General features: G+C 72.5%; 14 protein-coding genes. 3 read left to right on the forward strand and 11 right to left on the reverse strand.

Annotation, left to right across the window (positions count from 1 at the left end; translation table 11 throughout):
• Positions 1–30 precede the first annotated feature (30 nt).
• The 7 genes from LR948_RS10600 to LR948_RS10630 are packed head-to-tail and all read right to left on the reverse strand — an operon-like array spanning position 31 to position 7,455.
• The gene (locus LR948_RS10600) at positions 31–927 is read right to left on the reverse strand and encodes a class I SAM-dependent methyltransferase (RefSeq protein WP_232753989.1); all 897 of its coding nucleotides are present in this window, start codon (positions 925–927) and stop codon (positions 31–33) included.
• Positions 928–941: 14 nt separating this feature from the next.
• Positions 942–1,838: a PHB depolymerase family esterase gene (locus LR948_RS10605; protein ID WP_232753990.1), complete on the reverse strand. Its 897-nt coding sequence runs from the start codon at positions 1,836–1,838 to the stop codon at positions 942–944.
• A gap of 4 nt (positions 1,839–1,842) precedes the next feature.
• The gene (locus LR948_RS10610; RefSeq protein ID WP_232753991.1) at positions 1,843–3,363 is read right to left on the reverse strand and encodes a hypothetical protein; all 1,521 of its coding nucleotides are present in this window, start codon (positions 3,361–3,363) and stop codon (positions 1,843–1,845) included.
• Between the two features lie 5 nt (positions 3,364–3,368).
• Entirely contained in the window at positions 3,369–4,115 is a 747-nt protein-coding gene (locus LR948_RS10615) for an SDR family oxidoreductase (protein WP_232753992.1), read from the reverse strand.
• Positions 4,112–4,882: an SDR family oxidoreductase gene (locus LR948_RS10620; RefSeq protein WP_232753993.1), complete on the reverse strand. Its 771-nt coding sequence runs from the start codon at positions 4,880–4,882 to the stop codon at positions 4,112–4,114. Before LR948_RS10620 ends, LR948_RS10615 begins: the two co-directional genes overlap by 4 nt.
• Positions 4,879–5,859, reverse strand: coding sequence for an alpha/beta fold hydrolase (locus LR948_RS10625; protein WP_232753994.1), 981 nt, complete (start codon positions 5,857–5,859; stop codon positions 4,879–4,881). Before LR948_RS10625 ends, LR948_RS10620 begins: the two co-directional genes overlap by 4 nt.
• 12 nt (positions 5,860–5,871) lie before the next feature.
• Positions 5,872–7,455 carry an alkaline phosphatase family protein gene (locus tag LR948_RS10630; protein ID WP_232753995.1) on the reverse strand — a complete coding sequence of 528 codons (1,584 nt, stop codon included), beginning with the start codon at positions 7,453–7,455 and terminating at the stop codon, positions 5,872–5,874.
• 164 nt (positions 7,456–7,619) lie between these two features.
• Here LR948_RS10630 and LR948_RS10635 point away from each other — a divergent pair, with 164 nt between their 5' ends.
• The 3 genes from LR948_RS10635 to LR948_RS10645 all read left to right on the forward strand — a co-directional run bounded on the left by LR948_RS10635 (position 7,620) and on the right by LR948_RS10645 (position 10,393).
• Positions 7,620–7,973 carry a hypothetical protein gene (locus tag LR948_RS10635; protein ID WP_232753996.1) on the forward strand — a complete coding sequence of 118 codons (354 nt, stop codon included), beginning with the start codon at positions 7,620–7,622 and terminating at the stop codon, positions 7,971–7,973.
• A gap of 115 nt (positions 7,974–8,088) precedes the next feature.
• Positions 8,089–8,988 (forward strand): sulfotransferase, encoded by a 900-nt coding sequence (locus tag LR948_RS10640; RefSeq protein WP_232753997.1) that lies wholly within the window; start codon positions 8,089–8,091, stop codon positions 8,986–8,988.
• A 4-nt stretch (positions 8,989–8,992) separates the two neighbouring features.
• Entirely contained in the window at positions 8,993–10,393 is a 1,401-nt protein-coding gene (locus LR948_RS10645) for a hypothetical protein (protein WP_232753998.1), read from the forward strand.
• A 161-nt stretch (positions 10,394–10,554) separates the two neighbouring features.
• On the opposite strand, the gene LR948_RS10650 is transcribed toward LR948_RS10645, so the two are convergent.
• From LR948_RS10650 to LR948_RS10665, 4 genes are all read right to left on the reverse strand, one after another.
• The gene (locus LR948_RS10650) at positions 10,555–11,418 is read right to left on the reverse strand and encodes a sulfotransferase (RefSeq protein ID WP_232753999.1); all 864 of its coding nucleotides are present in this window, start codon (positions 11,416–11,418) and stop codon (positions 10,555–10,557) included.
• A complete protein-coding gene (locus tag LR948_RS10655; protein ID WP_232754000.1) occupies positions 11,415–12,413 on the reverse strand; it encodes a PHB depolymerase family esterase in 999 nt (332 codons plus the stop codon). Before LR948_RS10655 ends, LR948_RS10650 begins: the two co-directional genes overlap by 4 nt.
• Before the next feature lie 193 nt (positions 12,414–12,606).
• On the reverse strand, positions 12,607–17,607 hold the full coding sequence (locus LR948_RS10660; RefSeq protein ID WP_232754001.1) for a type I polyketide synthase: 5,001 nt from the start codon (positions 17,605–17,607) through the stop codon (positions 12,607–12,609).
• The gene (locus tag LR948_RS10665; RefSeq protein ID WP_232754002.1) at positions 17,604–25,865 is read right to left on the reverse strand and encodes a type I polyketide synthase; all 8,262 of its coding nucleotides are present in this window, start codon (positions 25,863–25,865) and stop codon (positions 17,604–17,606) included. Before LR948_RS10665 ends, LR948_RS10660 begins: the two co-directional genes overlap by 4 nt.
• Positions 25,866–25,903: the final 38 nt, after the last annotated feature.

Raw genomic sequence — 25,903 nt, forward strand, 5'->3', positions numbered from 1 at the left:
CGGGGCCGGTTCCGCTTCCCCAACGGCTCTTCAGCCGGCCTTCTTCGCCGTGACCTCAAGCCAATTGCGCGGAACTTCGGAGATCTCCAGGTTGGCGAAGGCGCGCGCAACACCGGCCTGCATGCACTCGCTTGCGATGTCGACAGGGTATCCACTCATCAATACCTCCGCGAGTCCACCATAGCCGCCGACAAGCTCCAGCCCGCGCTGCGAGATGGCAACAGGTGTCTGCCGCGACATGGTCACCGTGAGCCCATGCGCCTCGACCGCCTCGGCCCAGCCGGCTTCAGAGACCCATTCGGTCTGCTGGAAGGCGCGCTTCACGGTGCCGCGCTTGCGGGGCACCGGCGGCTCGCCGCGCGTCTTGCGCTCGGCATTGAGCTCGTTCATCGCCAGCACCGCCTCTTTCATCATCTCGGTGAAGACCATCTCGGTGCCCTCGACGAAGGTGCCGGCGTAGAAAACCGAGTTGAAGACGAACTGCCCGCCGGGGCGCAGCACCCGGGCGACCTCGGCCAGGAAGGCCGGGCGGTCGGGCATCATGTGGATCGCGTTGCCGATCACCACGAGGTCGATCTCGCCATCGGCGAAGGGCAGCTCCATGGCGCTGTCGACGCGGAGGTGCACCCCGCCCTGCCCGGCCTCGGCGGCGGCGCGCCATTCCTCGAGGCTCTCGTGGAAGCGGGCGCCGTCCTCTTCGAGGCCGCGGCGCGACAGCTCGATCTGCACCGGGTCGAGGTCGATGCCGCAGACCGCCAGCCCGGGCTTCCGCTCGAGCAGCATCCGCGACAGCAGCCCGGTGCCGCAGGCCAGGTCGGCGACCCGCGAGACCGCGCCGAGGTCCACCTCGGAGACAAGCTGACGGTTCACCGAGACGTAATGATTGTCCTGCGCGTAGGACTCGTAGGTCGTATCCACTTTCGTCATCAAATCCACCTCGTTCAGATTGAAGCCTTCCCCGTCGCCGCGAGCCTGTCGCGGTCGACATACCACATCACCGTGCGTGCGATCAGATCCTGCAGCGTTCCAGTGCGGAAATGCCGGGGGTCGCCGTCGAGCTGCCGGTGCCCCGCCCCTTCCAGCACCACGAGCCAGAGATCGGCGCCCGCCGCCCCGCCGTCCCAGAAGCTGATCCGCGCGTCGTGCCGTCCGACCCGGGCGCGGCTGCGCCGGGGCGGGGCCGTTATCCGGTTGCGGCGCTTCCAGAAGTCCACCGTCGCCTCGACGCCCAGGAGCCGGCCCGCGACCGAGAAACCGGCGATGTCGGGCACCTCGCCGCCCTCCCAGGGGATCAGCGGGTCATCCGTGGCCTGGATCAGCATCATCGGCACCGGCGGGCCGGGCGGCGCGCTCTGCGCCAGGGCCTCGGGCAGGGCCGAGACCACGGCGACGCCGATCGCCGGCGGCTCGGAGAGCGCGCAGCAGAGCCTTTGGCAAAACATCCCGCCGTTCGACACGCCGATCAGCGCGAGCGGCACCTCGGCGCGGTTCAGCGCCTCTTTCTGGCGGGCGTGGATCACCTCGATGAAGCCGCGGTCGCCGGGCCAGCGGTCCTCGAGCGGGGGGCGGCCGTCGGACCAATGCCGCAGCGCCTGCGGGAAGGCGATGTCGTGACCGTAGCTCTGCAGCGCCTCGGCCAGGCCCGAGCGCAGCACGAAGCCCTGGGCGGTGCCGTTGCCGCCGTGCAGCGCCAGCACCGTGGAACAGGTCGGCGCGGTCTCGACCGGCATCTCGGGCAGCAGGAGCGCCCGGGCGCCCCAGCGGGTCTTGATGGAGACGCTGCGCGCGGCCCGGACCGGAGCGCCGGGGCTGCCGCCCCTTTTGCCGCGCGCCGCCACGGCCCTATCCCGCCCGGTCCACGGCAGGCCCCTGCCCGCGCCAGACCTCGAGCCCGCCCAGCGGGTTGTCCTCGTAGCGCCAGCCCTCGGGCGTGCCGTCCGGCACCGCCACGCGCGGGCCGAAGACATTGGCGGTGCCGACGAAGAGCCCCTCGGGCGTGGAGACCAGGTTCCGCACCCCCCAGTTGTAGGGATTGCCGAGCCCGCGCCGGGTGACCGGCAGCCAGTTCTCGCCGTCGGCGCTGCGCCACATGTCGGCGCCGCCGTCGTTCTCGATGATGCGCTCGGGGCTGACATGGGTCAGCAGCTCGCGCACCAGCCGCGGCGCCCCGTCGAGCTTGGCCCAGCGCAGGGTCACCGCCCAGTCGTAGGTGCCGCAGTAGAGCCAGCCGTCATGTTCGGCGAGCGACCAGATGTAGCCGTTGAAGAAATGCCCGAACCCCGCCTTCAGCCCGGAGAGCGGCGCGCGCCCGTCGCCGTCGCGGTCGCCGACCACCACCTCCCAGCTGTCGTCGGGATGGATGCGCAGGATCTCGGCCGCGGCGGGGCCGATGCCGTTGACCCGGTCGAGCCCGCCGCCCTGGATGCCGGTGCCGACGTAGAGCGCCCCCTTGAAGGCGGTCATGCTGGCCACCGCCTGGTTCAGCGGCCCGCGCCCGGCGCCATGGCTCATCACCTTGCGCCAGCGGTAGGGGAAGGGCCCGGCCTTGGGGTCGGCGGGGCTGCCGTCGGTCGCCCAGACCTGCAGCCCCTCGAGGTTCAGCGTCCCGGCGTAGAGCGTGTCGCCCGCCACCGCGAGGCTGAAGATCCCCATGTTGCCCGCGTCCTCGAAGCCCGGCGGGTTCACCGGCTGCCAGTCGCCGGCCTCGGGCGTGGCGGAGGCGAAGATCAGCGGCAGGCCGGCCGAGTTCTGCTGCCCGCCGTCGCTGCCGCGCCGCGCGGTCGGGGCGAAATGCATCCGCCCCTTGAAGGTGGTCAGGCTGCGGGTCACCGAGAAGGGCGGATCGGTGATGCCGTAAGGCGTGATCGGCTCGAACCCCTGCCCGTCTGTCGAGCGCAGGATCAGCCCGCCCGGCGCCCGCCCCGGCGCCCAGGCCGAAACGTAGAGCGCCGGTTCGGTATCGCCCGGACCCTGGTAGACCTCCATCGAGCGGTAGCCGATCTCGCGCGGGACGGGACGGCCGTCGAGCCCCTCGACCATGGGCGCGCGGAAGACCATCTCCCATTGGTCGGTGAGCGGATCATAGGCCCAGATCTGCGAGCGCCGGTCGAGCTCGTAGAGCCCGTCGAGCGTCTCGGGGCATTCCACCGGCCAGACCTTCAAGGGCAGCGCCTTGAAGGCCGACTGGAAGCGCAGCATGCAGAGGTTCGACCGGGTGGTGCCGAGGTAGAGCCGCCCGCGGAACCAGGCCATGGAATGGGCATAGTTGTTGTGCCCGTCGCCCAGCCCGCCGACCCCGACGCGGGTGAAGTCCCGGGCGTTGAGCCCGCGGTTCGGGAAGGGATCGGGCAGCGGCATGGTCATCGCGCTCAGGCCCCCTTGCCGCGTTTTCGGCGCTGCGGCACCGGGGCCACGACGGAGTTGAACAGGAACATCTCGCGCGGAAGCCGCACCAGGTAGTCGACGTATTCGGCGACGTGATCGGCGGACAGCATGGCGCGCGGCTTGAGCGCGGCGGTGCCCGACTGCGACCAGAGCCCGGTGTCCACCGCGTCGGGCAGCACAGTCTGCACCCGAACGCCCTCGCGCTGGACCTCTTCGGCGAGGCTTTCCGACAGGCCCAGGATGCCGAACTTCGAGCTCGCGTAGGGCCCGTCGAAGGCCCGGCCCTGCTTGCCCGAGACCGAGGAGATATTGACGATGTCGCCTTCCTTCTGGGCCAGCATGGCCGCCAGGACCGCGCGGTTCGACAGGAAGGTGCCGGTCAGGTTCACGTCGATGACGGTCTTCCATTCCTCGAAGCTGGTGTCGGCCACGGATTTCAGCGTGCCGCCGACCCGCAGGATGCCCGCCGCGGCGACAAGGATGTCGATCCGGCCGGTGGGCTCGAGCGCCAGCTCGGCCATGCGCGCCATGTCCGCCTCCGAGGTGATGTCGGCGGGGAAGACCCGCGCCGCCGCGCCGATCTCCGCGGCCACCGCGGCGAGCCCCTCGGCGTTGCGGTCGACCAGCAGGACCTGCGCGCCCCCCGCCGCGAGGCGGCGCGCCACGGCGGCGCCGATGCCGCCCGCGGCGCCGGTGACGATGGCGGATTTGCCGGTCAGGGGGATGCTCATGCGGAACCTCGCGCTTTGTGCCGCTGACGGCCCCGGCGGGGCATCGGCAGAAGATGGGGATCGGGGCAGGCCATGCGGCGCCCAAGCTCGGTCAGATCGGCCAGCGCCCGGGCGAAGCCCTCGGGGGTCATGCGCCCGCCGAAGGGCCCGTCGAGCAGCGTATCGGCGATCAGCGGCGTGTCGACGGAGCCCGGGAAGACCGTGCGGACGCGGATGCCCTCGGGGCCGAGCGCCTCGGCCAGCTCGCGGCCCAGGGCGGCGAGGGCGAATTTCGTCGCGCAATAGGCCGGGGCGAGCGGCGTGCCGCGCAGCCCCTGCGGCGTGGTGGAAGAGCCGATGTGCAGGATGTCGCCCTCGCCCGCCTTGCGCATCAGCGGCAGCACCGCCTGGTCGGCCAGGAAGACCCCGTGCAGGTTCACGTCGATGGCGCGCTGCCAGTCGGCGAGCGGCAGGTCGCGGGTGCGGGGCGGCGCGCCCGCCTCGGGGTCGCGGCCGACCACCGCCGAACAGACCAGCAGGTCGGCCCGCCCGATCTCGGTCAGCCGCGCGGCGAGCTGCCCCATCTGGTCCGCGTCGCCCACGTCGAGGCCCAGCGCCTCGTGGCCCGCGCCCGGCGCGATCTCTTCCAGCTCGGACAGAAGTTCCGCCCGCCGCGCCTCGGCGCGGCCGAGCCCGATGATCCGATGCCCGCGCCGGGCGTATTCCAGCGCCAGGGCCCGGCCGATGCCGCTGGTGGCCCCGGTCAGCACGGCGACCGGCGCGCTCATCGCCAGCCCCTCCGGCGGATGGTGGCGCGCAGCGGCCGCTGGCGGCGCTTGGCAGCGGCGCGCAGGCGCAGCGCGGCGGGCTGGTCGCTGCCGCCGATGAAGGCCTGCAGCGCCATGGCGAAGACTCGCGGCTTCACGATCGGGAAGAAATGCCCCGCGCCGGGCACCACCACCCGGCGCGCGCCGGGCAGATGATCGAGCAGGTATTCCGAGGTCGGCAGGCAGTGCGACTTGGCCCCATAGGCCAGAAGCACCGGCATCGGCAGTTCGGGCAGCGCGGGCACGTCGATCTGGGTCTCGTCCTGCATCTCGTCGCGGGCGGTGGTGGTCTCCAGGAGGGCCTGCCAGCGCTGCGCGCCGCGCGCGCCCATCTGCCGCGAACGCAAGTTGATGCCGCGCCGCCGCGCCGGCCCCGCCCGCGCGGGCAACTCGCCCGTGGCCAGCGCCGAGCCGCCGCGCTGGCCCAGTTCGGCCAGGAGCGTGAAGTCGATCTCGGCCTCCTCGGGCGGGAAGCGGGTCACCCCCTGCTCGGCGAGCTGCGCGCGCCACTCGGGCCAATGCGGCCAGTCGCAAAGCCGCATCGGCGGCTGGATCGCGCGCAGCTGGGTGTCGGCCACGGTCAGGCTGGCGAAGCGCTCGGGATGGCGCTGCGCGAGGACCAGCGCCACCCGGGCGCCATGGCTGTGGCCCACCAGATGCGCCTGGCCGATGCCCGCCGCATCCATGACCGCCAGCATGTCGGCGGCCATGCGGTCGAGCCGGTAGCCCTCGGGCGGCATGGAGCTGGCCCCGTGGCCGCGCAGGTCCGGCAAGAGCAGCGCCCGCTCCTGGCCAAGGTAGCGCACCGCGCCGAGGAACCAGAAGGACAGGTTCGCCCCAAGCCCGTGGATCATCACCAGGGGCACCGGACCGGCCTCCGGGTCCGCACCGAGAAGCTGGTAGTTCAGCTTGACGTCGGGAAGCGTCAGGGCCGTCATCGGGCGCGTGCCTCAATCCATGTAGCCGAGCTTCTTCATCTGCCGGAGCAGGACCTCGCGCTCCTCGGCGCTGGGTTCCGGGCGCTCCTCGGCGGGTTGGGAGGCGGCACTCCGGGCCTGGCCCGCCTTGGTGGCGGTGATGCCCGGGACCAGGGCCTCCTGCGGCACCCGCCCCTCGAGGTTCTTCGGCACCGGCAGCCCCAGTAGCGTCAGCATCAGGGGCGCGATGTCCAGAAGATTCAGCGGATCGACCTGTTCGTCCTGCCGGAAGGCGGGGCCCGCGCCGATGAAGATGCCCTCGGGACGGTGGGTGCCGTCGGCCAGGGCGCGCGGCTTGACCACGGCGTCCGAGGAGATGATCGAGACGAAGCCGCCGTCGCGCAGCTTCAGGGTGATGTCCGGGCAGGGCTCGATGAAGGCGCGGCCGCGCATCTTGTTCATGTCGAGCCCGGCCAGCACCTTCTCGCCCTGGTCGTCGGTCCAGGCCAGAAGCTCCTCGCGCAGCTTCAGCGCAAACTCCATGTAGCGGTCGGGCGAAATGCCCGAGCCGTCGCCCGGGTCGGGCTTGATGAAAATCGCGTTCGAGGACGGCGTCGGGCAGAAGGCCACCGTGCGCTTCCAGTCGATCATCGCCTGGTGGTCCTTGAGCTTGTCGGCGGCGAGCTGCGCCCGCCCGTCGCCCGCGCCGTCCTCGCGCCAGTGCAGGTAGCCGCGATCGGCGAGCCACTGGTTGATGTAGACGATCTCGGTCGTGGGCCCGAAGCCGTGGTCCGAGGTGATCAGCACGTTGGTCCCGGGGCCCGCGGCCTCGACCATGCGGCGGATGTTATCGTCCATCCGGGCGTAGAACTCGGTCACCAGTCGGGTGATCTTCTCGGTCTGTTCTCCCGGTTCGCCGGCGTGGCACTCGGGGTCGAGGTAGCGCCAGAAGAGGTGCTGGATCTTGTCCGGCCCGTCCAGCACGATGGCCGCGAGGTCGGTCGGGTCCTCTTCCAGCAACCGGCACATGACGTCGGTCCAGGCCTTGTCGCGGACGTTCTGCAGCTCGATCCATTCCTCGTGCTCGTCGGCCTCGAGGCCCTGGACCACCTTCTTCTCCTCGCCGATGTCCATGCCGAGGTCGCGGTAGTCGAAATCCTCCGAGGCGCGCAGCCTGTCGAACAGCGCCGGTGGGTGAATGCCGCCGCGCAGGTGCTTCCAGGGCACGAAGCCCGAGGCCACGTGGCCGTCGAGCTCGGGCGCGGGGTAGAAACCGAAGAAGTTCAGCACCGTCGCGCGCTTGCCGCCGCGGTTGGCGATGGAAAACACCGTTTCCGCGTGATTGTCGCGGCGGTCGTTGATCTTCAGGAAAACGCCGCCATCTTCGAGGAAGGCCGGGCGCAGGAAGTCGTAGATGCCATGCGCCTCGGGGCTGACCCCGGTGGTCATCGAGGTCCAGGCCGGCGGCGTCAGCGGGTTCCGCGTCGACATCAGCTGGGCGATGGTGCCGGATTTGATCAACCCGGTCAGGAAGGGCAGATGGCCTTGCCGGGACAGAGGAGAGAGCAGGCTGAAAGTGGCCCCGTCGAGGCCGATCATCAAAACACGGTCAGACAAATAAACTTACTCCGAATACTGCCCCCTGCCGCCGATGCTGCGCGGCAACGCCCTGAAATTTAAAATCGGATCTCGGTCTTGGCGCAACCCTCTTTGAATGCAACTTCTTGCCTTCGGGCGCAGGACTTCGTAGCGCTCGGGGGCAACCTGGACAGCGCCACGCCATGACCGACACGGCCAAATCGCGGGACGACAGCGGCACCGACAAGGGCCTGAAGGACCTGTTGCGCGACCAGCAGGAGCGCCAGACCCGGCTGCGCCACGTGCAGGAGTTCATCTCCACCCCGGCCTTTCTGGATCTCTCCGAACTGGCCATCGAGGTCAGCGACGACGCCGAGGCGCTGGACGGTCGCCGCCGCGACCTCGACTACCGCATCGAGGTGCTGCGCTCGGTGCTGGCGCTGCTCGAGGAAGAGCGCGCGCTGATGGACCGGGTGGAAAGCGCCTCGGGTGCAGAGGCGGAAGGTGCCGACACCCCCGGCGCCCCGGATCTGACCGGCACCCGCGGCCGCCCCTGAGGCGCGCGCGCACCACTGCTTGCCGGGGCGTCAATTTTAATTGCCAGAGCGATGAAGCGGCGGCTATCCCTTTCGGGACAGGTCGTTTGTTTGTGTCATTCATCGCGGAGCGCCCATGCCCGAGCCCATTTTCCTGATCGCGCCCGGGCGGTCCTATACCTCGCTCATCGGCGGCATGATCGGCCAGCACCCCCAGGTCTACGGCATGCCCGAGATCAGCGTCTCGCATGCGGATACCATCGGCGGGGTGCTGCAGACGTTGAAGGGGCCGTTGGAATACGGTCTGGCGGGACTACTCAGGCTCCTCGCGCAGCTGCACGACGGCGAACAGACCGAGGAGACGGTCAACGCCGCCCGGCAGTGGCTCATGCAGCGCGCGCATTGGAGCATCGCCGAGCTTTTCGCCCATATCCAGGACCAGGTCGGCGACAAGGCGCTGTTCGATAAGAGCCCTCGAACCGTTACCAATTACGACAACATGGCACGGCTTTTGCAGGTCTTTCCGAATGCCTCCTTCCTGCATCTGACGCGCCACCCGATCACCACCTGCAAGTCCGCGATGGCGCTGCGCAACAGCTTCGCGGATGCCAACAAGCCCAAGCGCCGGGCGCGCATCAACCTCGATCCCGAGAACACCTGGCGGCGCGCGCAGGACAACATCACGCGCTTCACCGCCACGCTTCCCCCGGGCCAGTGCCTGCGGGTCAAGGCCGAGATGATCCTCAGCGACCCGCCGAAATACCTCGCGCAAATCTGCGAATGGCTGGGGCTGTCCACCGAGCCCGATGCGCTCGAGGCGATGATGCACCCGGAAAACTCACCCTATGCCTCGATCGGGCCACCTTCGGCGCTTTACGGCAACGACCCGAATTTCCTGAAAAACCCGGTGCTCGACATGTCGCGGCTGCAGAATATCGCCGAGCCCTCGCTCGACAGCCACCTGCCCTGGCGCGACGATGGTGGCGCGCTGGCGCCGGAGACAATCAGGCTCGCGCGCCAGTTTGGATATGGATAAGCACATGGACGGCGATACAGACCTGCAATTCGTATCCGTCGCGCAAGGCGGGCTAGGCCACGAGGGCAGCACGCTGGCCCACGCCATGGCCTGGTTTCAGGATCACCTCTACCTCGGCACCACCGCTCCGCGCGGCGCCAGCCCGACAGACGCGGGCCGCATCCTGCGGTTCGATCCGAAGTCCGAGAGCTGGGAGACCGCCCACAGCGCCCCCGTGATCGAGACCAACGAGGAGATCCTGGCCCGGCTCGACGCGCAGAACGAAACTCTTGGGGGCAAGGATCTGGCCGGGCTAACCGGCGTCACCCATCCCACCGGATTGGCGCGAGAATACGGCATTCGCGCGCTGCAGATCTTCAAGGGCAAGAGCGACCCGCATCCCTGTCTCTACGCGGGCACCATGTCGCTTTTCGGCGGTGGCATCCTGCGGTCCGAAGACGGGGTGAGCTTTGAGCCCGTGTTGGGGACCGGACGGCACGACGACAGCATCCTGTCCTTCCGCGGTCTGGTCGAGTTCAAGGGGCGGCTCTACACCGCGCCCGCCGGAACCGCCACGCGCGACAAGGCCGACCCGAACTTCGCCCCGGAAGCCATGGTCTATGTCTCCGACGACCCCGCCAAGGGCGCCGAAAGCTGGGCGCCGGTCTGCGAACCTGCCTTTGGCGATCCGGTCAACCGCTCGGTCTTCGCGCTGGGTGTCGCGCATGGCTACCTCTACGCGGGCACCGCCTCCTGGACGCGCGGCTTCCAGCTGTGGCGCACCGACGGCAAAGGCAAAGGGCTGCACAAATGGGAGCGGGTGCTGACGGACGGCGCCTATCGGTTCAACCACAACTTCTCGGTTGCCACGCTCTGCGCCTTCGACGGCGATATGTACGTGGGCTCGGGCATCTCCGGGCTGGGCTACGACAAGGCGCATGACGTGGGCCCCGCCACTGCCGAGCTGATCCGCGTGAAGCCGGACGGGTCCTGGGATCTCTTGGTCGGGGACCTGCGCTGCACGCCCGACGGGCTCAAGGTGCCGCTCAGCGCCATGGGGCCGGGCTTCGACGATCCCTACAACTCGGTCATGTGGTCAATGACGGTGCACGAAGACGCGCTCTATGTCGGCACCCAGCAATGGGAGCCCTTCGACACGGCGTTGCACGGTGACGGATCGCCGCTGACGGGGGGGTACCAGCTCTGGAGGTCGCGCAACGGAGGCGACTGGGAAAAGGTGATCGACGCCGCGCTGGGGCGGGTCTCGGCGACCGGCCTGAGATCGATGCAATCGACGCCGGCGGGCCTGTTCCTGGGCACCAGCGTGCACCCGAAGCTCCTGCGCATCCTGAGCCGGAAATCCGGGGCGGTAACCCCCGCGCTGAATGCCGACAAGAACGGGTTCGAGGTGTTGCTGGGCAGCTAGGGGTGGTTTCGGGGATGCGGCCGCGGCTGGAGGTCCGGCAGCGGCGGCATCCCTGCTGACCCGAGACGGCCTAGGCTCGCGTTGCCGCATGGCTTGCGGACAGCCCTGCCCGCCCGCACCTCACCTATGAGACCGGCCTGCGCGCATTTGACCTCACCCCCTCACGAATACCCATACTCCCGCGCCTTCTTCGGTAGCGCGTAGCGCGGGCCGTCCTCGGCGCGGGTCAGCTCACCCAGGGGCGCGATGGGCTCGGCGAGGCTCGCGCCGTAGGGGCCGGGGCCCGCGAAGGGCGACAGCTCGGGCTGCGCCATGGCAGCGAGGTCGGCGGGCTCGGCGGCCAGGTCCAGAACCTCGGCCAGGCGCGCCAGCTCGGTCCCGGGGGACGCGATCAGATCCTCGAGCCGCACCGGAGCGACCCGGCTGCCGGGCATCGCGCCCGCCAGCGCGTCGATGGCCTCCTCGGCCTTGAGCCAGAGCCCGATGGGATCGGGCTGGCGCGGCTGGCCCGCGGCCCCGCCCGAGGCGCCCAGCAAGGTCGCCGCCGCGCCGCCGGCCTGGGCCATGACCACCCGTGCCTGGGCGCCGGGGTGACGGCGCAGGGTCACGATGTCGGCGCCCGGGTAAAGCGCCGCGATCCGATCCCGCGCGATCTCGCTGAAGAGCCCGGCGCCCAGCGGCAGGACCAGCCGGCGCGGCGCGAGCCGCTCGGCGAACCAATCGGCCAGCCGCGCGGTCGGCCAATGCATCCGCTCCAGGAGCCAGCGCCGCGCCATCTCGACCGACTGCAGGCTCTGTTCGCCCGACAGAAGCAGCGCCAGCGCCCGCAGGGTGCCGCTCAGCTGCACCATGCGCGGGCCGGTCATCTCGAAGACCAAGTCGTAGACGGTCTTCTCGGTCTCGAGGTTCAGGACCGGCAGGTCGAAGGCTTGGCTGTTGCGCCCGAGCGCCGCCGCCAGCGTGCCGTGGCCGCTGCCCGGAGAGGCCGCGACCAGGATCGGCCGCGGCCGGCTCTCGCCGCTCATAGACCGTAGCGCGCGAAGAAGGAGAGCATGGCGTCGGTCGCCGCCACCTCGCGGCTGATGTTGCCCGCGATCCGGCCACCGCCGCGGGTGCCGCCGGGCCAATTGTGGCCTGCCCCTTCGAGCACCCAGAACCGCAGCGCCGCGCCGCCCGCGCAATTGTAGGTGATGAGTTGCGCCTTGGTGCCGTCATTGGCGTCATCGCGCACCGAACCGCCCGAGCCGCCGCCGCAATTGTTGACGCGGATCCAGAACTCCTGGGTCTCGATGGCCGAAAGCACCCGCCCGCCGGTGCCGATCCCGAGGATGGCGATATTGGCGATCTCGCCGCCCTGCCAGGGCATCAGCCGGTCGTCGGTGGCCTGGAAGAAGATCATCGGCTGGGCCTGTCCCGGTGCGCAGCGCGAGGCAAGATCGGCGGGCATATTGGCGACCACGACGCCGTAGCCCCGGAAGAGATCCGGCGCCTCGCAGGCGAGCCGCTGGGTGAACATGCCGCCGTTCGAGACGCCCGCGGCGAACATCCGCCCGGTGTCGAGCCCGAAGCGTGCACGCAGGTCGGCGGCCACCGCGCGGGTGTAGCCCACGTCGTCGAAGCTCGACCGGGTGGTGGCGCGGCCGTCGTTCCACTGCTGGCCCGGGGAGTTGGGATAGACCGCCGCGAAGCCGTAGCTGCCGGCGAAGCGCGAAAGCAGCGCCGACTCCTGGGCGTTCCGCCCGTCGCCCTCGCCGCCGTGGAAGACCATGACCACGCCCCGGCCCGCGGAGACGGTCGCAGGGTCGATGTAATAGGACCGCTGGCTCCCCTGGTGCTGGATGGTGATCAGCTCGAGCCCGCTGGCGCTGGGACTGCCGCCCGCCTGCCGCTCGGCCCGGCGCTCGGCGATACGGTCGCGGATCGCCTCGCGGATCGGCCCGTCCTGCGCGGTGGCGGAGGTGGCCAGAAGCGCCATGAGCAGCGCGCCCGAGGCAAGAGTTCTGCTAACCAAGGAAATCATCGTCAGTCCCTTCTTCAAACTGGGCTGCAGTGGAAGAGAAGCGCCACGGGACGCGCCCGGGCGGTGGAAAAAGAGTAGCAAGGCCCCATGAGGCTGTCCAATGCGGCGGGGCCCGGGGGAGCCGGGTGGCGCAGGCTTGCCGGTGCGGGCGGGGGCGCCGCCGTGCCGCCCGGCCCGCGCCGTCGCTCAGAGCTCACGCGGCCGAGCCCGCATCGGCGCCCGAACGGACGCTCAGCGCCAGCGCCATGACCAGCCCGCCGCTCTGCGCCAGCCGCACGGCGACCGCGCTGCCGTCGGGCGTGCGGATCTCGGCCCGGCCGCCCGGCGCGTCGCAGGCGGTCAACACAAAGGCCCGCGGCCGTCCGGTCAGCCCTTCGCCCAGGAGTTTCGCCGCGGACTCCTTGGCGCACCAGCCCGACAGGAGCCGCGGCGCCGCCTCGGGCTGCGCGGGATCGCTGACGCCCAGAAGCGCCAGCTCGCCCGGGGCGAAGGCGCCCTCGGCCAGAAGCTCGGGCGCCAGGCCCTGGGGCGTTTCCAGGTCGACCCCGAGCGGCAGGCCCGCGGGCCCGACGGCGGCCAGCGCCGCGCCGCCCGCATGGGCCAGGCTGACCTCGGGCATGGGCCCGGTGATGCCCAGCGTGGAGGGCCGGTCGGGCGCGATCCGGGGCCGCCCCTGGGCGTCCGAGACCACGGGAATATCCGCCGGCAGCAGAAGCACCCCCTGTTCGGCGGCGAACCAGCCGCGCGCGGCCTCCTTGAGCGCGATGCGCCCCATCAGCCAGTCGCGGCGGCGCTTGCCGGTCAGCCCGGCGAATTGCGCGCGCTCCTCCTCGGAAAGGACCGTGGCGGCGAGCACCCGGGCCCAGATCCCGCCGGCATCCTCGAGAAAGCCGCGCGGGAAAGCGGGCACCGACCAGAGGCGGAGCCCCTCGGGCAGGTCGGGGAACAGCCCCGTCGCCTCCTGGCCATACCAGGCCTCGCGCGGGCGGTAGCGGGCCTCGTAGAAGCGGTGCGGCACCTCGAAGAACCGGTCGCGCCAGCCCCGCACCGAGATCAGTCGCGCACCGTCGGGCGCCAGAACGTCGAAATCCCCTTCGAGGAAGCGCGCCGCCTCGGGCGTGCCGACCGGGCGGTCGGCCTCGTCGCGGAAGCCGAGCCGGCCGCGCACCAGCGCCCCGCGGGTGGCCTCGCGGCGGGCGTCGGGCAGATCGATCCGGGCAATGCCCGAAGGGAAGGAGCTGAAATCCGTGCCCCAGCCCTGGGCGATCCAGAAGGCGGTCACATGGCCCACCTGGTCCAGAAGCGCGGGGTTGATCAGGAGGCCCTCGGGCGCCTCGTCATAGGCGAAGAAGGCATCGAGCGGCATGTCACCAAGCTCGGCGTCGAGCCCGCCCGCATCCCAGGCGGTCAGGCTCGCGACACCCTGGAAGAGCGGGCCGTGGAACATGCCCGTGGTGTAGAGCGCCTCGTCGGTCCAGACCGGCGCATGAGGCTCGGCGAGGTCCGGCAGCGGGACCGGCAGATCGGCGGGGGACAGGACCGCCTCGGCCTCGAAAAGGAGCGCCGTGCCTTTCAGGAGCCGCACCGCCACGCGGTCGCCCAGCAGGTCGGCTTCGGTGGTCAACACCGCCAGCCCCTCGTCGAAGGCCACCCAGTCGCGGGCGCGGACGTTCTCGAGCCTTGTGGCGACCTGGCCGGTCAGCACGGCGGCGGCCTCGAGCACCATCTCGAGGCTGACCGCCAGCGGCAGGACCGGCAGGCTTTGCAACTCGGGCGCGCTGTCCGAGACGTGATCGGCGTAGAAGGTGTGCTGGGCGAGGAAAGGATCGGCCTTGGGGTCGAAGGCGCTGGTGGCGCGCAGATGCGCGCCGTCGCAGTCGACCTCGTGCAGGAGCGGCGGCACCCAATCGGCGGGCTCCTCGGTCAGCGCCTCCGGCGCGGGGCGGGCGGCGACGGCGGCCTCGGTCACCGAGCCCGCGGTTTCGAGGAAGCGCTGCATGACGTTGAAATGACCGGCGAGAAGGGCCTCGGCGGCCTGGCCTGCGGGCGGGGGCGGGGCGAGCGCGCCGTTGAATGCGGCTGTTGGCGTCGCGCCGTCCTCGGGGCCCGGCGGGGCGGTCTGGAAAGGGCCATCCGCGGGGGTGACACCCGGCGGCGCGTTCGGGAAAGCCCCCATCCCCGGTGCGCCGCCCGGCGGGGCGGTCTGGAAGGGCCCATCCGCGGGGACACCGCCCGGCATCGGCGCCAAACCCTCGGCGCCCAGCGCGGCGGCGGCGTCCTGGCCGAGCGCGGCGGCGATCTCGCCCGCGACCTCCTCGGGCAGGCGCACCACGGCCAGCGTGTTGTCGATCACCCGGGGGCGGCGCTTCGGCGGGTCCTCGGAGAGGTCGAGCGGCGCTAGGTCGCGCCCGGCAAACATCGCGCCCGCGTCCAGCGCCCGTCCGGCGCACCAGATCCGGCCCAAAGCCTGCAGGAGGTGGCCTAGCCCGCCGCGCCGGCGGCTGTCGAGCGCCACGGCCTGCGCCTCGCGGCCCTTCAGCGTGTCCTCGATGAAGCCGGTGAGGTTGGACGAGGGCCCGATCTCCACGAAAAGCCGCACGCCGTCGGCGTAGAGCGCCTCGACCGTCTCGGTGAAGCGCACCCGCGCGGCCCATTGCCCGGCCGCCGCGGCGCGGATCGCGTCGGGGTCCTCGGGCATCGGCGCGGCGCTGGCGCAGGAATAGACCGGCAGGCGCGGCGGGGCGAAGTCCATCTCGGCGTAGACCCCGGCCACCTTCTCGGCGATCTCCGCGAAAAGCGGCGTGTGATAAGGCCGGTCGAAGGGCAAAAAGGCGGTCATGCCGCCCTCGGGGCGCAGCTCCTCGGCCACGGCCTCCATCCGGGCGCGGCTGCCGAAAAGCACCGCCTGGTGTTCGCAGTTGTCGAGCGCCAGATGCACCTCGGGGTCGGCCTCGGTCAGCGCCAGGAGCCGCGCGCGCGGCACGCCGCCGACGGTCAGAAGCGCCCCCTGCCCCGGCCCGCCCGCGGCCTCGATCTCCTGGTAGAGCCGGTTCAGAGAGCGGATGCGCCCGGCGAATGTCGCGCGGTCCTCCGTGCTGGCGGTCGCACCGAAGACCCCGGCGGCGGCCAGCGCCGAATGCTCGCCCGAGGAATGGCCGACCACGAGGTCCGGCGACAGCCCCAGCCGCCCGGTCACCGCCATCAGCGCCTGGGCGGCGATGAAGACGCTTTCGGAGCCGAACTCCAGCCCGAAGAGCTTGTCGGCCAGACGCGTCCTGAGCTTGTCCGAGAGCGTCGTCGGCGGCGGGAAGACCGAGGCCGAAGGCGGCGTCTCGCGCGAAGGGAACAGCCCGTCCCAGAAGTCGAACCAGGCGCGGGCCTCGGGGAAGGCGGTCAGCACCTCGCCCAGCATGCCCTGGTATTGCGCGCCCTCGCCGGGGAAGACGAAAGCCATGCGGCCCCCGAGCGGCGCGTCGGAGGCAATCACCCCGGACTTGATGCGGAAGCTGCCCTTGCCGGCCTCGAAGCGTTCGGCGGCCTTGGCGAGCTTCTCCAGAAGATCGGCGCGGCTTTCGGCGATCACCGCGAGCCGGCAGGGGCCCTCTCCGGCCTGCCCGGCCTGCGCGGCTGCATAGGCCGCGATCTGCGCCAGCGAGGCATCGTCGCGCAGGCTCACCCGCTCCGCCAGGTGCCGGGCGGCGGCCGCCAGCGCGGGCAGATCCGGGGCGGCCAGCACCACCAGCTCGCGCGCCCAGTTGGCGGGCGTCGCCCCGAAGGCGCGCAAGGGTGCCTCTTCGGGCTCGGCCTCCTCGAGGACCGCGTGGGAATTGACCCCGCCGAAGCCGAAGGCATTGACCGCGGCGCGGCGTGGCGCGCCCGGCGGCGCGATCCAGGGACGGGTCTCGGTGTTGACGTAGATCGGCGTCTCCTCGATGCCGATGCCCGCGCGCACCTTGTCGCCCAGGGTCGGCGGCAGGGTCTTGTGATAAAGCGCCAGCGCCGTCTTGATCAGGCCGGCCGCCCCGGCGGCGGGGATGCAATGGCCGATCATCGACTTCACCGAGCCGATGGCCGTGGTCGGCAACCCCGAGGGCGCCCTTGCGCCCAGCACATGCGAGAGCGCGCCGATCTCGGTGCGGTCGCCCAGCGGGATGCCGGTGCCATGCGCCTCGATCAGGCCGGGCGGCGTCTCGGCGCTGCCCGCATCCGCGATCGCGCGTTCGATGGCCAGGCGCTCGCCCTCGAGCCGGGGCGCGAGAAGGCCCGAGCCCTTGCCGTCGCTCGACTGGCCGGCGCCCTTGAGGATCGCGTAGATCCGGTCGCCCGCCGCCTCGGCCTCGGCGCGGCGCTTCAGGACCAGCAGGCCCAGCCCCTCGCCCAGAAGTGTGCCGTCCCCGCCCTCGGCAAAGGGGCGGACATGGCCCGCACCCGACAGCGCGCCGAGCTGGTTGAAGACCATGTAGACCTCGGCCGGGATCGAGGCGTTGACCCCGCCGGCGATCATCATGTCCGACCGTCCGGCGCGCAGCTCGATCATCGCGGCGTTGACCGCCAGGATCGACGAGGAACAGGCCGCATCCAGGATATAGTTCGGCCCGTTCAGGTTCAGCCGGTTGGCGATCCGCCCCGAAAGCACGTTGGGCACAAGCCCCGGCGCGATGTCGGCGTTGAAGGGCGGCAGGCGGCGGGCCATCTCGGCGCGCACCCGGTCGAGTGTCGCGGGATCGGCCCAGGGCATGAGCTGGCCCAGCAGCTCGCGGGTCTGGTCAAGCACCACCCCGTGCTGCACCACAGCCGCGTTGCCGCGGTGCAGATAGGTCGAATGGCCGACGATGACCCCGGTGCGCTCGGCGTTGATCTGCCCCTGCCGCGCGTCCTCGAGCGCCGCCTGGGCGATGCGCAGGGCGACGAACTGGTCGGGCTCGCTGCCGTCCACCGAAGAGGGCATGACCCCGAGGTCGACGGGATCGGCGGCGAAGGCCTCGCCCAGGTAGCCGCCGCGCGCGGTGGGGATCTTCGAGGGGCCCTCGGCCCCGAGGTAGCGCGCCGCCTCCCAGTCGGGGGGCGGGTCGCCGACGAAATCCAGCTTGGCGCAGATATTGGCCCAGTAGCGGTGGATGTCCCCGGCGCCCGGGAACATGCCGGCCATGCCGACGATGGCGATGTCGCCCTGCCCCTTGGCGGGCCGCGTCATTCGGCGGCCTCGGCGCGCCGGTCGCCGACCACATCCGAGAGGATCTCGCCCTTGAAGCCCGCAAAGCGCGCGAGGCCCGCGTCAGAGGTGCATTCGAAGCCCTCGGCCAGGAAGACCGGCTGGTCGTCCTCATCGGTCACCACCGCGTCGAAAAGCACCTGCGGCGCCTGCGCCTCCGGGCGCATCCGCAGCACCATCCGGGCCGGGCGCCCGGCGCCGATCGGCACCAGCCGCGCGATGGCATTGGGCAGCGCGGGCGCCTTGCGGGTGACCATGGACCAGACCCAGGCCAGCTGCGCCACGGCGTCGAGAAGCCCCGGATCGACCAGCCAGCCGGTGCCCGGGCCGAAGCTGCCCGGCGGGCTCGGGGCGACGCGGGCGGTCACGCCGCCGGTGTCGAGCCCGAGGATCTCTTTCACCCGCTGGTATTCGGAGCCGTGGAACAGCATCTCGCGGTAGGCGCCCCGGGCGGTCAGCCCCGCGGACCCGGCGCGGGTCATCAAGAGGTCATGGGCCAGCTCCTCGGCGCCCTCGAGCGGGGCGGCGCCTTTCGTCGGGCGCAGGATCGCTGAGGCGCGGTAATACCCGCGATGCGGGGCCTCGGCGGCCTTCATGTCGACCCGGGCGGCAAAGCCCGTGGGATCGCCGTGTTCCGCCGAGGTTCCGACCAGCAGCACCTCGCGGTCGGCATCCTCGTCGAGCTTCAGCCCCGAGAGCACGCGCAGGTCCGAGAGCCCCGCCACCCGCCAGTCGGGCCAGATCGCGCGGGCGGCCTCGGCGCAGGTCTCGGCGGCGCAGGCCAGCGGCACGACCGGCGTGCCGCCGATGCGATGCGCGCCGATCCAGGGGTCCTGGGCCAGCGCGAAGCGCCGGGCGATGGCGGTGCCGCCGCGCGGCGCGGGCGCGGGCCGGGGATCGGGCAGAAGCGGGAAGGCACTGTCGCGCGCGGCGCGCTGGGGTGTCGGCGTCGCGGCGGGGGGCGCGGGCTCGCCGCCCGCGCGGTCGGTCTCGTGCCGCTCCCAGGGGCCGGCGCCCAAGGTCACCTCGGAGACACCCTCGGGGGCGCGCAGGATCTCGTCGTAAAAGGCCGCGGCGCCGCCCTCGGAAGGCACCAGCGTCACGCCCTGGGCCTCGAACTTGGCGCGCACGGCCTCCGAGACCATGCCCGCGCCGAACTTCGTGGCATCCCAGGGGCCCCAGTTCACCGCCAGCGCCCGGCAGTCCGGCCAGCGCGCCGACAGCGCCGCGGCGATGCGGTTCAGAAGCTCGTTGGCGGTGGCGTAATCGGTCTGCCCGGAGTTGCCGTAGCGCCCGGCGACCGAGGCAAACAGCGCGCAGAAGGCCGGCGGCGCGGCGTCGAGCCCGGCGGCCAGCGCCAGCGCGCCCATGACCTTGGTTTCGACCACGCGGTCCCAGCTTTCGGGCGTCTTGTCCTCGATGCGGCGGTCCTCGATCACGCCGGCGCCGTGCAGCACGCCGTGGACCGGGCCGAGCTCGGCCAGGAGCGCCGCGACGGCGGCGGGATCGGCCATGTCGCAGGCGCGGTAGTCGACGGAGGCGGCCCCAAGCGCTGCGAGATCGGCGAGGTTGGCGCGGATCTCGCGGTCGCGCTGGATCACCGAGATGGCGCGGTCGATGGCGGCGGGTGTGGGTTTCTCACCCCGGGCCTTGGCCGCGCCGGCGAGGTGGCGGCGCAGCGCCCCGGCATCGGCCAGCGCCGCCAGTTCGGGCGCCTCGCGCCCCGGCGGCTCGGAGCGGCCGATCAGCACCAGCCGGGCACCGGCGCGGGCGAAGGGGCGCAGCACCTCGGCGGTGATGCCCCGCGCGCCGCCGGTGGCGAGGATCAGCGCGCCGGGCGGCAGGTCGCGGGCGGGACGGTCGGCGACCTCCTCGGGGCGGCTGCGGAAGACGTGGCGCTGCCCCTCGGGGTAGCCGACCTCGATCCGGCCCTCGGGGGCGGAGAGCTCGTCGAAGAGCCGCGCGGCCATCTCATCGGGCGCGAGCGCGGGGTCGAAGTCCACCGCCCGGGTGCGCGCATCGGGCCATTCCTCGCGCAGCGACTTGGCCAGGCCGGTGGCCCCGCCCGCGAGCATCAGCCCCCGGGCCCCACTGCGCCCGAAGTCGCCGCCCAGCGCCGAGGCGAAGACCACCCGGCCCTGCTTCAGCCCTTCCGCATGAGCCCGGACCAGCCGGTAGGCGCTTTTCTCGGAGCGCGCGAGCGCGTCGCGCCAGGCGTCGCGCCCGGCCTCGAGCACGAGCGGCGCGGCGTCGAGCGGCGCGAGATGCACGAGGCCCGCGGGGGCCCCCTCGAGCGCCTCGGGCGCGGCGGCCTCCTCGGCGGTCAGCAGCCGCGCCTTGGCCCCCGCCGCCTCGATCCGGGCGGCCAGCGCCTCGGCCACGCCGCCCGCATCGCGGGTCAGCAGGTAGAGCCCCTTCGGCAGGGGGGCCGTCGCCGGGCCCGGCTGGGCCTCGGCGGTGATGACGAACCGGGGCGGTCGGGGCGCATCCGCGCGCTCCGCATTCTCCGCCCCGGCGGGATCAAAAGGGACCGGCGCCCCTTCCTTTTCGAGATGCGCGGTCAGCGTCTCGACGATGGCGCCCAGCGTCTTCTGGGCGTTCAGCGTCTCGCCGATCGGCGCGGCCGCCGCGGATTGCGGCGCGGGCAGCGCCTTGACCAGCGCGCCCACGATCTCGAGCCGCTTGATCGAGTCGATGCCGAGGTCGGCCTCGATGCCCTGCTCGAGGTCGAGCATGTCCGAGGGGTAGCCAGTGCGGTCCTCGACGATCTCGAGAAGCAGCGCGGTGATGCCCTCGCGGTCGAGGCCGGCGCTTGCGGCGGGTGCCTCGGGCTTCGGCGCAGGTGCGGGTGCCGGCGGGGCCGAGGCGGCGGCGGGCTGCGCCGGGGGCACGGGCGCCGAGGGCTGGGCCGGCGGCGGCGCGACCGGCGCGGTGACGGCAGCGGGCGCGGGCTGCGGCGCGGGCGCCGGGGCCTGGGCCGGGGCGCTCAGCACCGCCTGGGGTGCCGCAGCCACGGGCCGGGCCATGGGCCGGGCGGGACGCGCGCTGCGCATCGGGACACCGGCCCCGAGGCTCGCGAGCATCACCCGCTCCTGGATCTCCAGGAAGCGCGTCATGGTGGACTGGAACCCGGCCATGATCGCCTCGGCCGGACTGTCGAAGGTCTGAGGATAGACCGCCTCGCTACGAGACAGGTCCTGCGGGCTCTGGTCCATGATGGTCTCCTTTCCGGGGCCAGTCGGAGCGCCCGCCATGCTGGCGGGGGCGTGGGACGCGCCGGCAGCGGGCGCGAGGGGCGGAAGCGTCACGCCGGTCAGGGGCGCGGCACCGGGGGTCTCGGGGGCGGATGCGGGGGCGGCGGCCTTGCGGGCCTCGATCTCCTCGAGGGTCAGCACCGGCAGCGGCGGGCCGTCGGCCGGGCGGGCGCCCGAGCCGTTCAGCATCCAGATGTTGCGGCCCGGGGCCTCGGGCAGCTCGATCGCGCCCTTCAGCGCCACGATCCGCGCGTCGCGGCCGCGGAAGAGCCGCGCGAGGTCGAGCGACGCGCCTTCGGACAGAAGCTGCCCCAGCGCCGCGAGGACACCCTTCAGGCCGCCCTCCTCGTCGTCGGTAACGATGGCGGCGTGATCGGCCTCGCCCAGGATCTGCCGGACCATGCCGGCATGGGCGGCCTTGGGCCCGACGCTCAGGAAGACCCGGGCACCGTCGCGGTGCATGGCCTCGACCTCGGCCACGAATTCCACCGGGCGCGAGAGCTGCCGCGCCAGCGTGCGGCGCACGGCCTTGGGTTCGGGGTCATAGGGCGCGGCGGTGGTATTGGCGTAGACCGGGAAGCGCGGCGCGGCGACCGGCAGCTTGTTCAGGAAGCCCGCCAGCCGCTTCTCGGCGGGGGCGACGATCTGCGAATGGAAGGCCGCGCCCACCGGCAGGAGCCGGACCGACAGGCCCTCCCCCTCTGCCTTGGCGCGGGCCTCCTCGATGGCGGCGCGGCTGCCCGAGAGGATGCTTTGCTCGGGCGCGTTGTGGTTGGCCACGCAGAGCCCCTCGATGCCCTCGATCAGCGCCTCGATCCGGGCCCGGGGCGCGCGCACGGCGGCCATGGTGCCAAGATCCGCGCCCTCGCCCGCCTCGACCATGAAGCGGCCGCGGGCCCGCGACAGCTTGATCAAGTCGCCGCGCGTCAGCGCGCCGGCGGCATGCAGGGCGACAAACTCGCCGTAGCTGTGCCCGGCGGCCATGTCGGCGCGCAGTCCCAGCCCCTCGAGCAGCGCCCAGAGCCCGGCCTCGACCGCGCCCAGCGCGGGCTGCGCCATGTCGGTGCGGGTCAGCGCGGCGGCAGCGGCGGCACGGGCCTCGGCGTCATAGGCGGCCTCGGGCAGGATCGCCCGGCTGAGCGGCTCGCCCAGCGCGGCGTCGGCCTCGGCCAGGCTTTCGGAGAGCTCGGGCAGCAGCGTCGCGAGATCGGCGAACATCTCGGGGTATTGGCTGCCCTGGCCGGGGAAGATCAGCGCGAGCTTGCCGCCGGAGGCCAGGCGCGGGGCCTCGGACCAGCTCGCACCCGGGGGCAGCTTGCCGCCCTCTTCCAGCGCGGCGATCAGCGCGCCCATGCGCGCCGCCAGCGTCGCGGGGTCCGAGACCACCAGCGTCGCCGTCAGCCCCGAGGCGGGCGCGGCTTCCCAGAGGCTGCGCGCGAGGTCGGCCAGCTCCGGTGCCCAGCCTTGCCCCAGCCGGTCGAGCTGGGCGCGGATCTGCTGGACCACGCCGCGCGCCGAGGCGCCGCGCCAGACCAGAAGCTCATGCGGCCAGCGCCGCCGCGCGGCGGGCCGGAGCGCCGGGATCGCGCGCTTGGCGTCGTGTTCCTCCAGCGTGACGTGGAAGTTCGTGCCGCCGAAGCCGAAGGCCGAGACCCCGGCCCGGCGCGGCAGCGCGCCCGCGTTCCAGGGCCGAGCGCGGTCGACGAGGTAGAGCGGCAGCTCTTCCTCCAGGAGCTTCTCGTTCGGCGCGCCCTCGCGGCCATGCGGCGGCAGCACGCCGTGGTGACAGGCCAAGGCCGCCTTGATCATGCCCGCGATGCCCGCTGCGGCCTTGGTATGGCCGATCTGGGTCTTGACCGAACCGATCGCCGCCGAGCGCGGCGCCGCCCCGGCCGAGGTCAGAAGCCGGGTCACGGTCTCCATCTCGGCGGTGTCGCCGACCACGGTGCCGGTGCCATGCGCCTCGAAAAGGCCCACCGTCTCGGGCCCGTAGCCCGCCATCTCGTAGGCGCGGCTGAGCGCGCGGATCTGCCCGTCGGGATGCGGGGCGGTCATCGACTTGGCCTTGCCGTCCGAGGAGCCGCCGACGCCCTTGATCACCGCGTAGACGCGGTCGCCGTCGCGCTCGGCATCGGCGAGCCGCTTCAGCGCCACCATGGCGAGCCCCTCGGAGATCGCGATGCCGTCGGCCCCGGCCTCGAAGGAGGCGCAGCGCCCGCGCGGGCTGAGCGCCCGGGTCTTGGAGAAACACAGGTAGCCGAAGGGGCCCTGCACGGTGTCGATGCCCCCGGCCAGCACCATGTCCGAGCGCCCGGTCTCAAGCTCGAGCACGCCCTGGTAGACCGCCGCGAGCGACGAGGCGCAGGCCGCGTCGACGGTGTAGTTCACCCCGCCGAAATCGAGCCGGTTGGCGGTGCGCCCGGCGGCGACGTTGAGCAGGATCCCGGCGAAGCTGTCCTCGGTCCATTCCGGCAGATAGCCCGCCGCCTCCGGGTCGATCCCGCCGAGGAAGCGCGGCATCTCGGAGCGCACGGCGTATTGCGCGCCCACGTCCCCCGCCCCGCCCGAGGCGCCGAGGATCACCGAGGTCCGCAGCCGCGGCCCCTCGATCCCGGCGGCGCCGGTCAGGCCTGCGTCGTCGAGGCAGCGCCGCGCCACCTCCAGCGTCATCAGCTGCAAGGGATCGAGCGACTTCACCGCGCGCGGCGGGATGCCATAGGCCATCGGGTCGAAGGGCATGTCCTCGAGGAAGCCGCCCCAGCGCGAATAGATCTTGTCCGGCACGCTGGGATCGGGGTCGAAGTAGATGCGCCAGTCCCAGCGGTGCGCCGGGATCTCCGAGATCGCCGCCCGCCCGTCGAGCAGGTTCTCCCAGTATTCCCGCAGGTCACGCGCGCCCGGCAGAAGCGCCGACATGCCGACGATGGCGATATCGGCGGGCTCGGGGGTCCTGGGCCGCGCGGGGCCCCGGTCCTCGGTGGCGGTGCCGGCGATCTCGCGCAGGCGGGCGGCGCCCTCCTCGCAGATGCCGCGGTGCAGGCTGCGGATGTCGGTCAGCCCGTGCCGGAGCTGGGCGACCTGGCCGATCATATACATGCCCTCGGCCTGCTGGCGGTCGACCGGCACCTCGCGCAGCGCGTCGCCCTGGCGTTCGGTCGCCTTGGAGGCGATGCGCAGCCGGCCGAGCGTCAGGCTCTCCAGCTCCTCGCGCATGTCCTCGGCACCGGTGCCCGCGGCCTCGAGCGCCCGGCGCTTGGCGGCGAATTCCTCGGCAAAGGGCGTGAGCGCGGCACGGCTGGCATGGCCCGCGCCGGTCTCCAGCGTCACCGTCTCGGAGCAGGCGAGCAGCGTGTCCTGGAAGGTCTCGGCGATGGCGCCGTCGCGCACGGCCTCTTCGGTGAAGAGGTAGGCGGTGCCGATCAGCACGCCGACCTTGACCCCGCGCGCGGCCAGCGGCGCGGCGAAGGCGCCGACGATGGCCGCCGAAGCCGCGTCATGGATGCCGCCCGCGAAAAGCACCGAAATCTCGGCGGCGGTCTTCTTGTCGGGCACCTCCTCGAGCAGGGTGCGGACCATGTTGTCCCAGAGCACCAGCGAGGACATCGGCCCAACGTGGCCGCCGCATTCGCGGCCCTCGAAGACGAACCGCCGCGCGCCCTGTTCGAGGAACATCGACAGAAGCCGGGGCGAGGGCACATGCAGGTAGGAGGGGATGCCATCGCCCTCGAGCGCGATGGCCTGGTCGGGACGCCCGCCCGCGATCAACGCGAAGGCGGGCCCGTGTTTTCGGGCCACCGCCACCTGTTCCTGGACCAGCTGCGAGGGCGCGAAGCCCAGGAGCCCGACGCCCCAGGGCTTGCCCGCGAGCCGCTGGGCCACATCCGCCAGCAGCGTATCGGCCTGGGCCGGGCGCATCAGCGCCAGCGCCACCATCGGCAGGGCGCCGCCCTCGGCCACGGATTGCGCGAAAGGCGCGGTGTCCGAGACCCGCGTCATCGGCCCCTGGACGATGGGAAACTCGGTGCCATGGTCGGCGGCCAGCGGTGTGCCTGCGCCAAGAATGTCGGTATCGGCGGCGCGGGCCACCGCTTCGGCGGAAAGCCGGTCGAGCGCCGCGCAGAGCCGTCCGAGCCCGCCGTAGCGCTGTGCGAGGTCCGGCGCGAAGGCCGCGGCCTGGCCCATGGGCGCGAGCTGGCCCGCGGCGAGGTCCCAGCCGAAGGCCACTTCGGCGCGGGTCGCCTCAGCCCCGGCGCTTTCCGCAGCGGCCAGCGCCGCGCGCAGCCCGGCGGCGGCCTGGCGGCCCGGCGCCTCGACGCCGCGCCAGCGGATGCCCGCGCGGCCCTCGATCAGCGCGGTCTCGCCGCCGGTCATCCGCGCCAGCACCGGGGCCAGCGCCTCGCCCAGCGCGCATTCGCGCAGCATCAGGCATTGATCGTCGAGCACCACGCCCGCCGCGCCCCCGGCGCGCACCGCGCCGGCCGAATGCAGCCCGATGCCGCCGCGGGCATAGACCGTCGCGGCCCCCGCCGCGCGGGCCTGTTGCAGCAGGATGAATGTGGTCGCCTCGCCGACCCGTCCGCCGGCCTCGTGGCCCTTGAGGACGACGCCCTGGGCCGCCGCCGGACCGGCAAGCCGGTCGTCCCAGGCGATGGCTTCCAGCAGGACCGTGAGCCCCGCCGCGCGCAGGGCGCCCAGCGGCTCGGGCGCCGCCAGCGCCGCCTCGGCGGGCAGGATCACCAGCCCCAGCCCGCGCGCCTTGTAGAGCCCGGCAAGCCGCGTCGCCGCGTCGAGGTCGGTGATCTGCAGGCCCCATCCCCCGGGCGCCGCCTCGGCCAGCCGGTCGAGCCCGGCCTCGAGCGCGCCCTCGGCCAGCGGCAGTTCGGCATTGAAGACCCCGATGCGGCCCGCGCGCTGCGCCGCGATGGCCAGTGACGGATCGCCGGTCCCGGCGGGGGTCAGAACGAGAATGCCGAAGGGATGGGTCATGTCGCGTCTCCGGATGCCGCCGAGATATGGCGCTCCTG

Origin of the sequence: Roseivivax sp. GX 12232 (assembly GCF_021272185.1) — a bacterium.
Classification (GTDB): Bacteria; Pseudomonadota; Alphaproteobacteria; order Rhodobacterales; family Rhodobacteraceae; genus Roseivivax.

Excerpts from the sequence above, each read along its gene's own strand:
- LR948_RS10600 (WP_232753989.1), bottom strand. The coding sequence starts at position 927 with ATGACGAAAGTGGATACGACCTACGAGTCCTACGCGCAGGACAATCAT.
- LR948_RS10610 (WP_232753991.1), bottom strand. The coding sequence starts at position 3,363 with ATGACCATGCCGCTGCCCGATCCCTTCCCGAACCGCGGGCTCAACGCC.
- LR948_RS10615 (WP_232753992.1), bottom strand. The coding sequence starts at position 4,115 with ATGAGCATCCCCCTGACCGGCAAATCCGCCATCGTCACCGGCGCCGCG.
- LR948_RS10620 (WP_232753993.1), bottom strand. The coding sequence starts at position 4,882 with ATGAGCGCGCCGGTCGCCGTGCTGACCGGGGCCACCAGCGGCATCGGC.
- LR948_RS10625 (WP_232753994.1), bottom strand. The coding sequence starts at position 5,859 with ATGACGGCCCTGACGCTTCCCGACGTCAAGCTGAACTACCAGCTTCTC.
- LR948_RS10635 (WP_232753996.1), top strand. The coding sequence starts at position 7,620 with ATGACCGACACGGCCAAATCGCGGGACGACAGCGGCACCGACAAGGGC.
- LR948_RS10640 (WP_232753997.1), top strand. The coding sequence starts at position 8,089 with ATGCCCGAGCCCATTTTCCTGATCGCGCCCGGGCGGTCCTATACCTCG.
- LR948_RS10645 (WP_232753998.1), top strand. The coding sequence starts at position 8,993 with ATGGACGGCGATACAGACCTGCAATTCGTATCCGTCGCGCAAGGCGGG.
- LR948_RS10650 (WP_232753999.1), bottom strand. The coding sequence starts at position 11,418 with ATGAGCGGCGAGAGCCGGCCGCGGCCGATCCTGGTCGCGGCCTCTCCG.
- LR948_RS10655 (WP_232754000.1), bottom strand. The coding sequence starts at position 12,413 with ATGATTTCCTTGGTTAGCAGAACTCTTGCCTCGGGCGCGCTGCTCATG.
- LR948_RS10660 (WP_232754001.1), bottom strand. The coding sequence starts at position 17,607 with ATGACGCGGCCCGCCAAGGGGCAGGGCGACATCGCCATCGTCGGCATG.
- LR948_RS10665 (WP_232754002.1), bottom strand. The coding sequence starts at position 25,865 with ATGACCCATCCCTTCGGCATTCTCGTTCTGACCCCCGCCGGGACCGGC.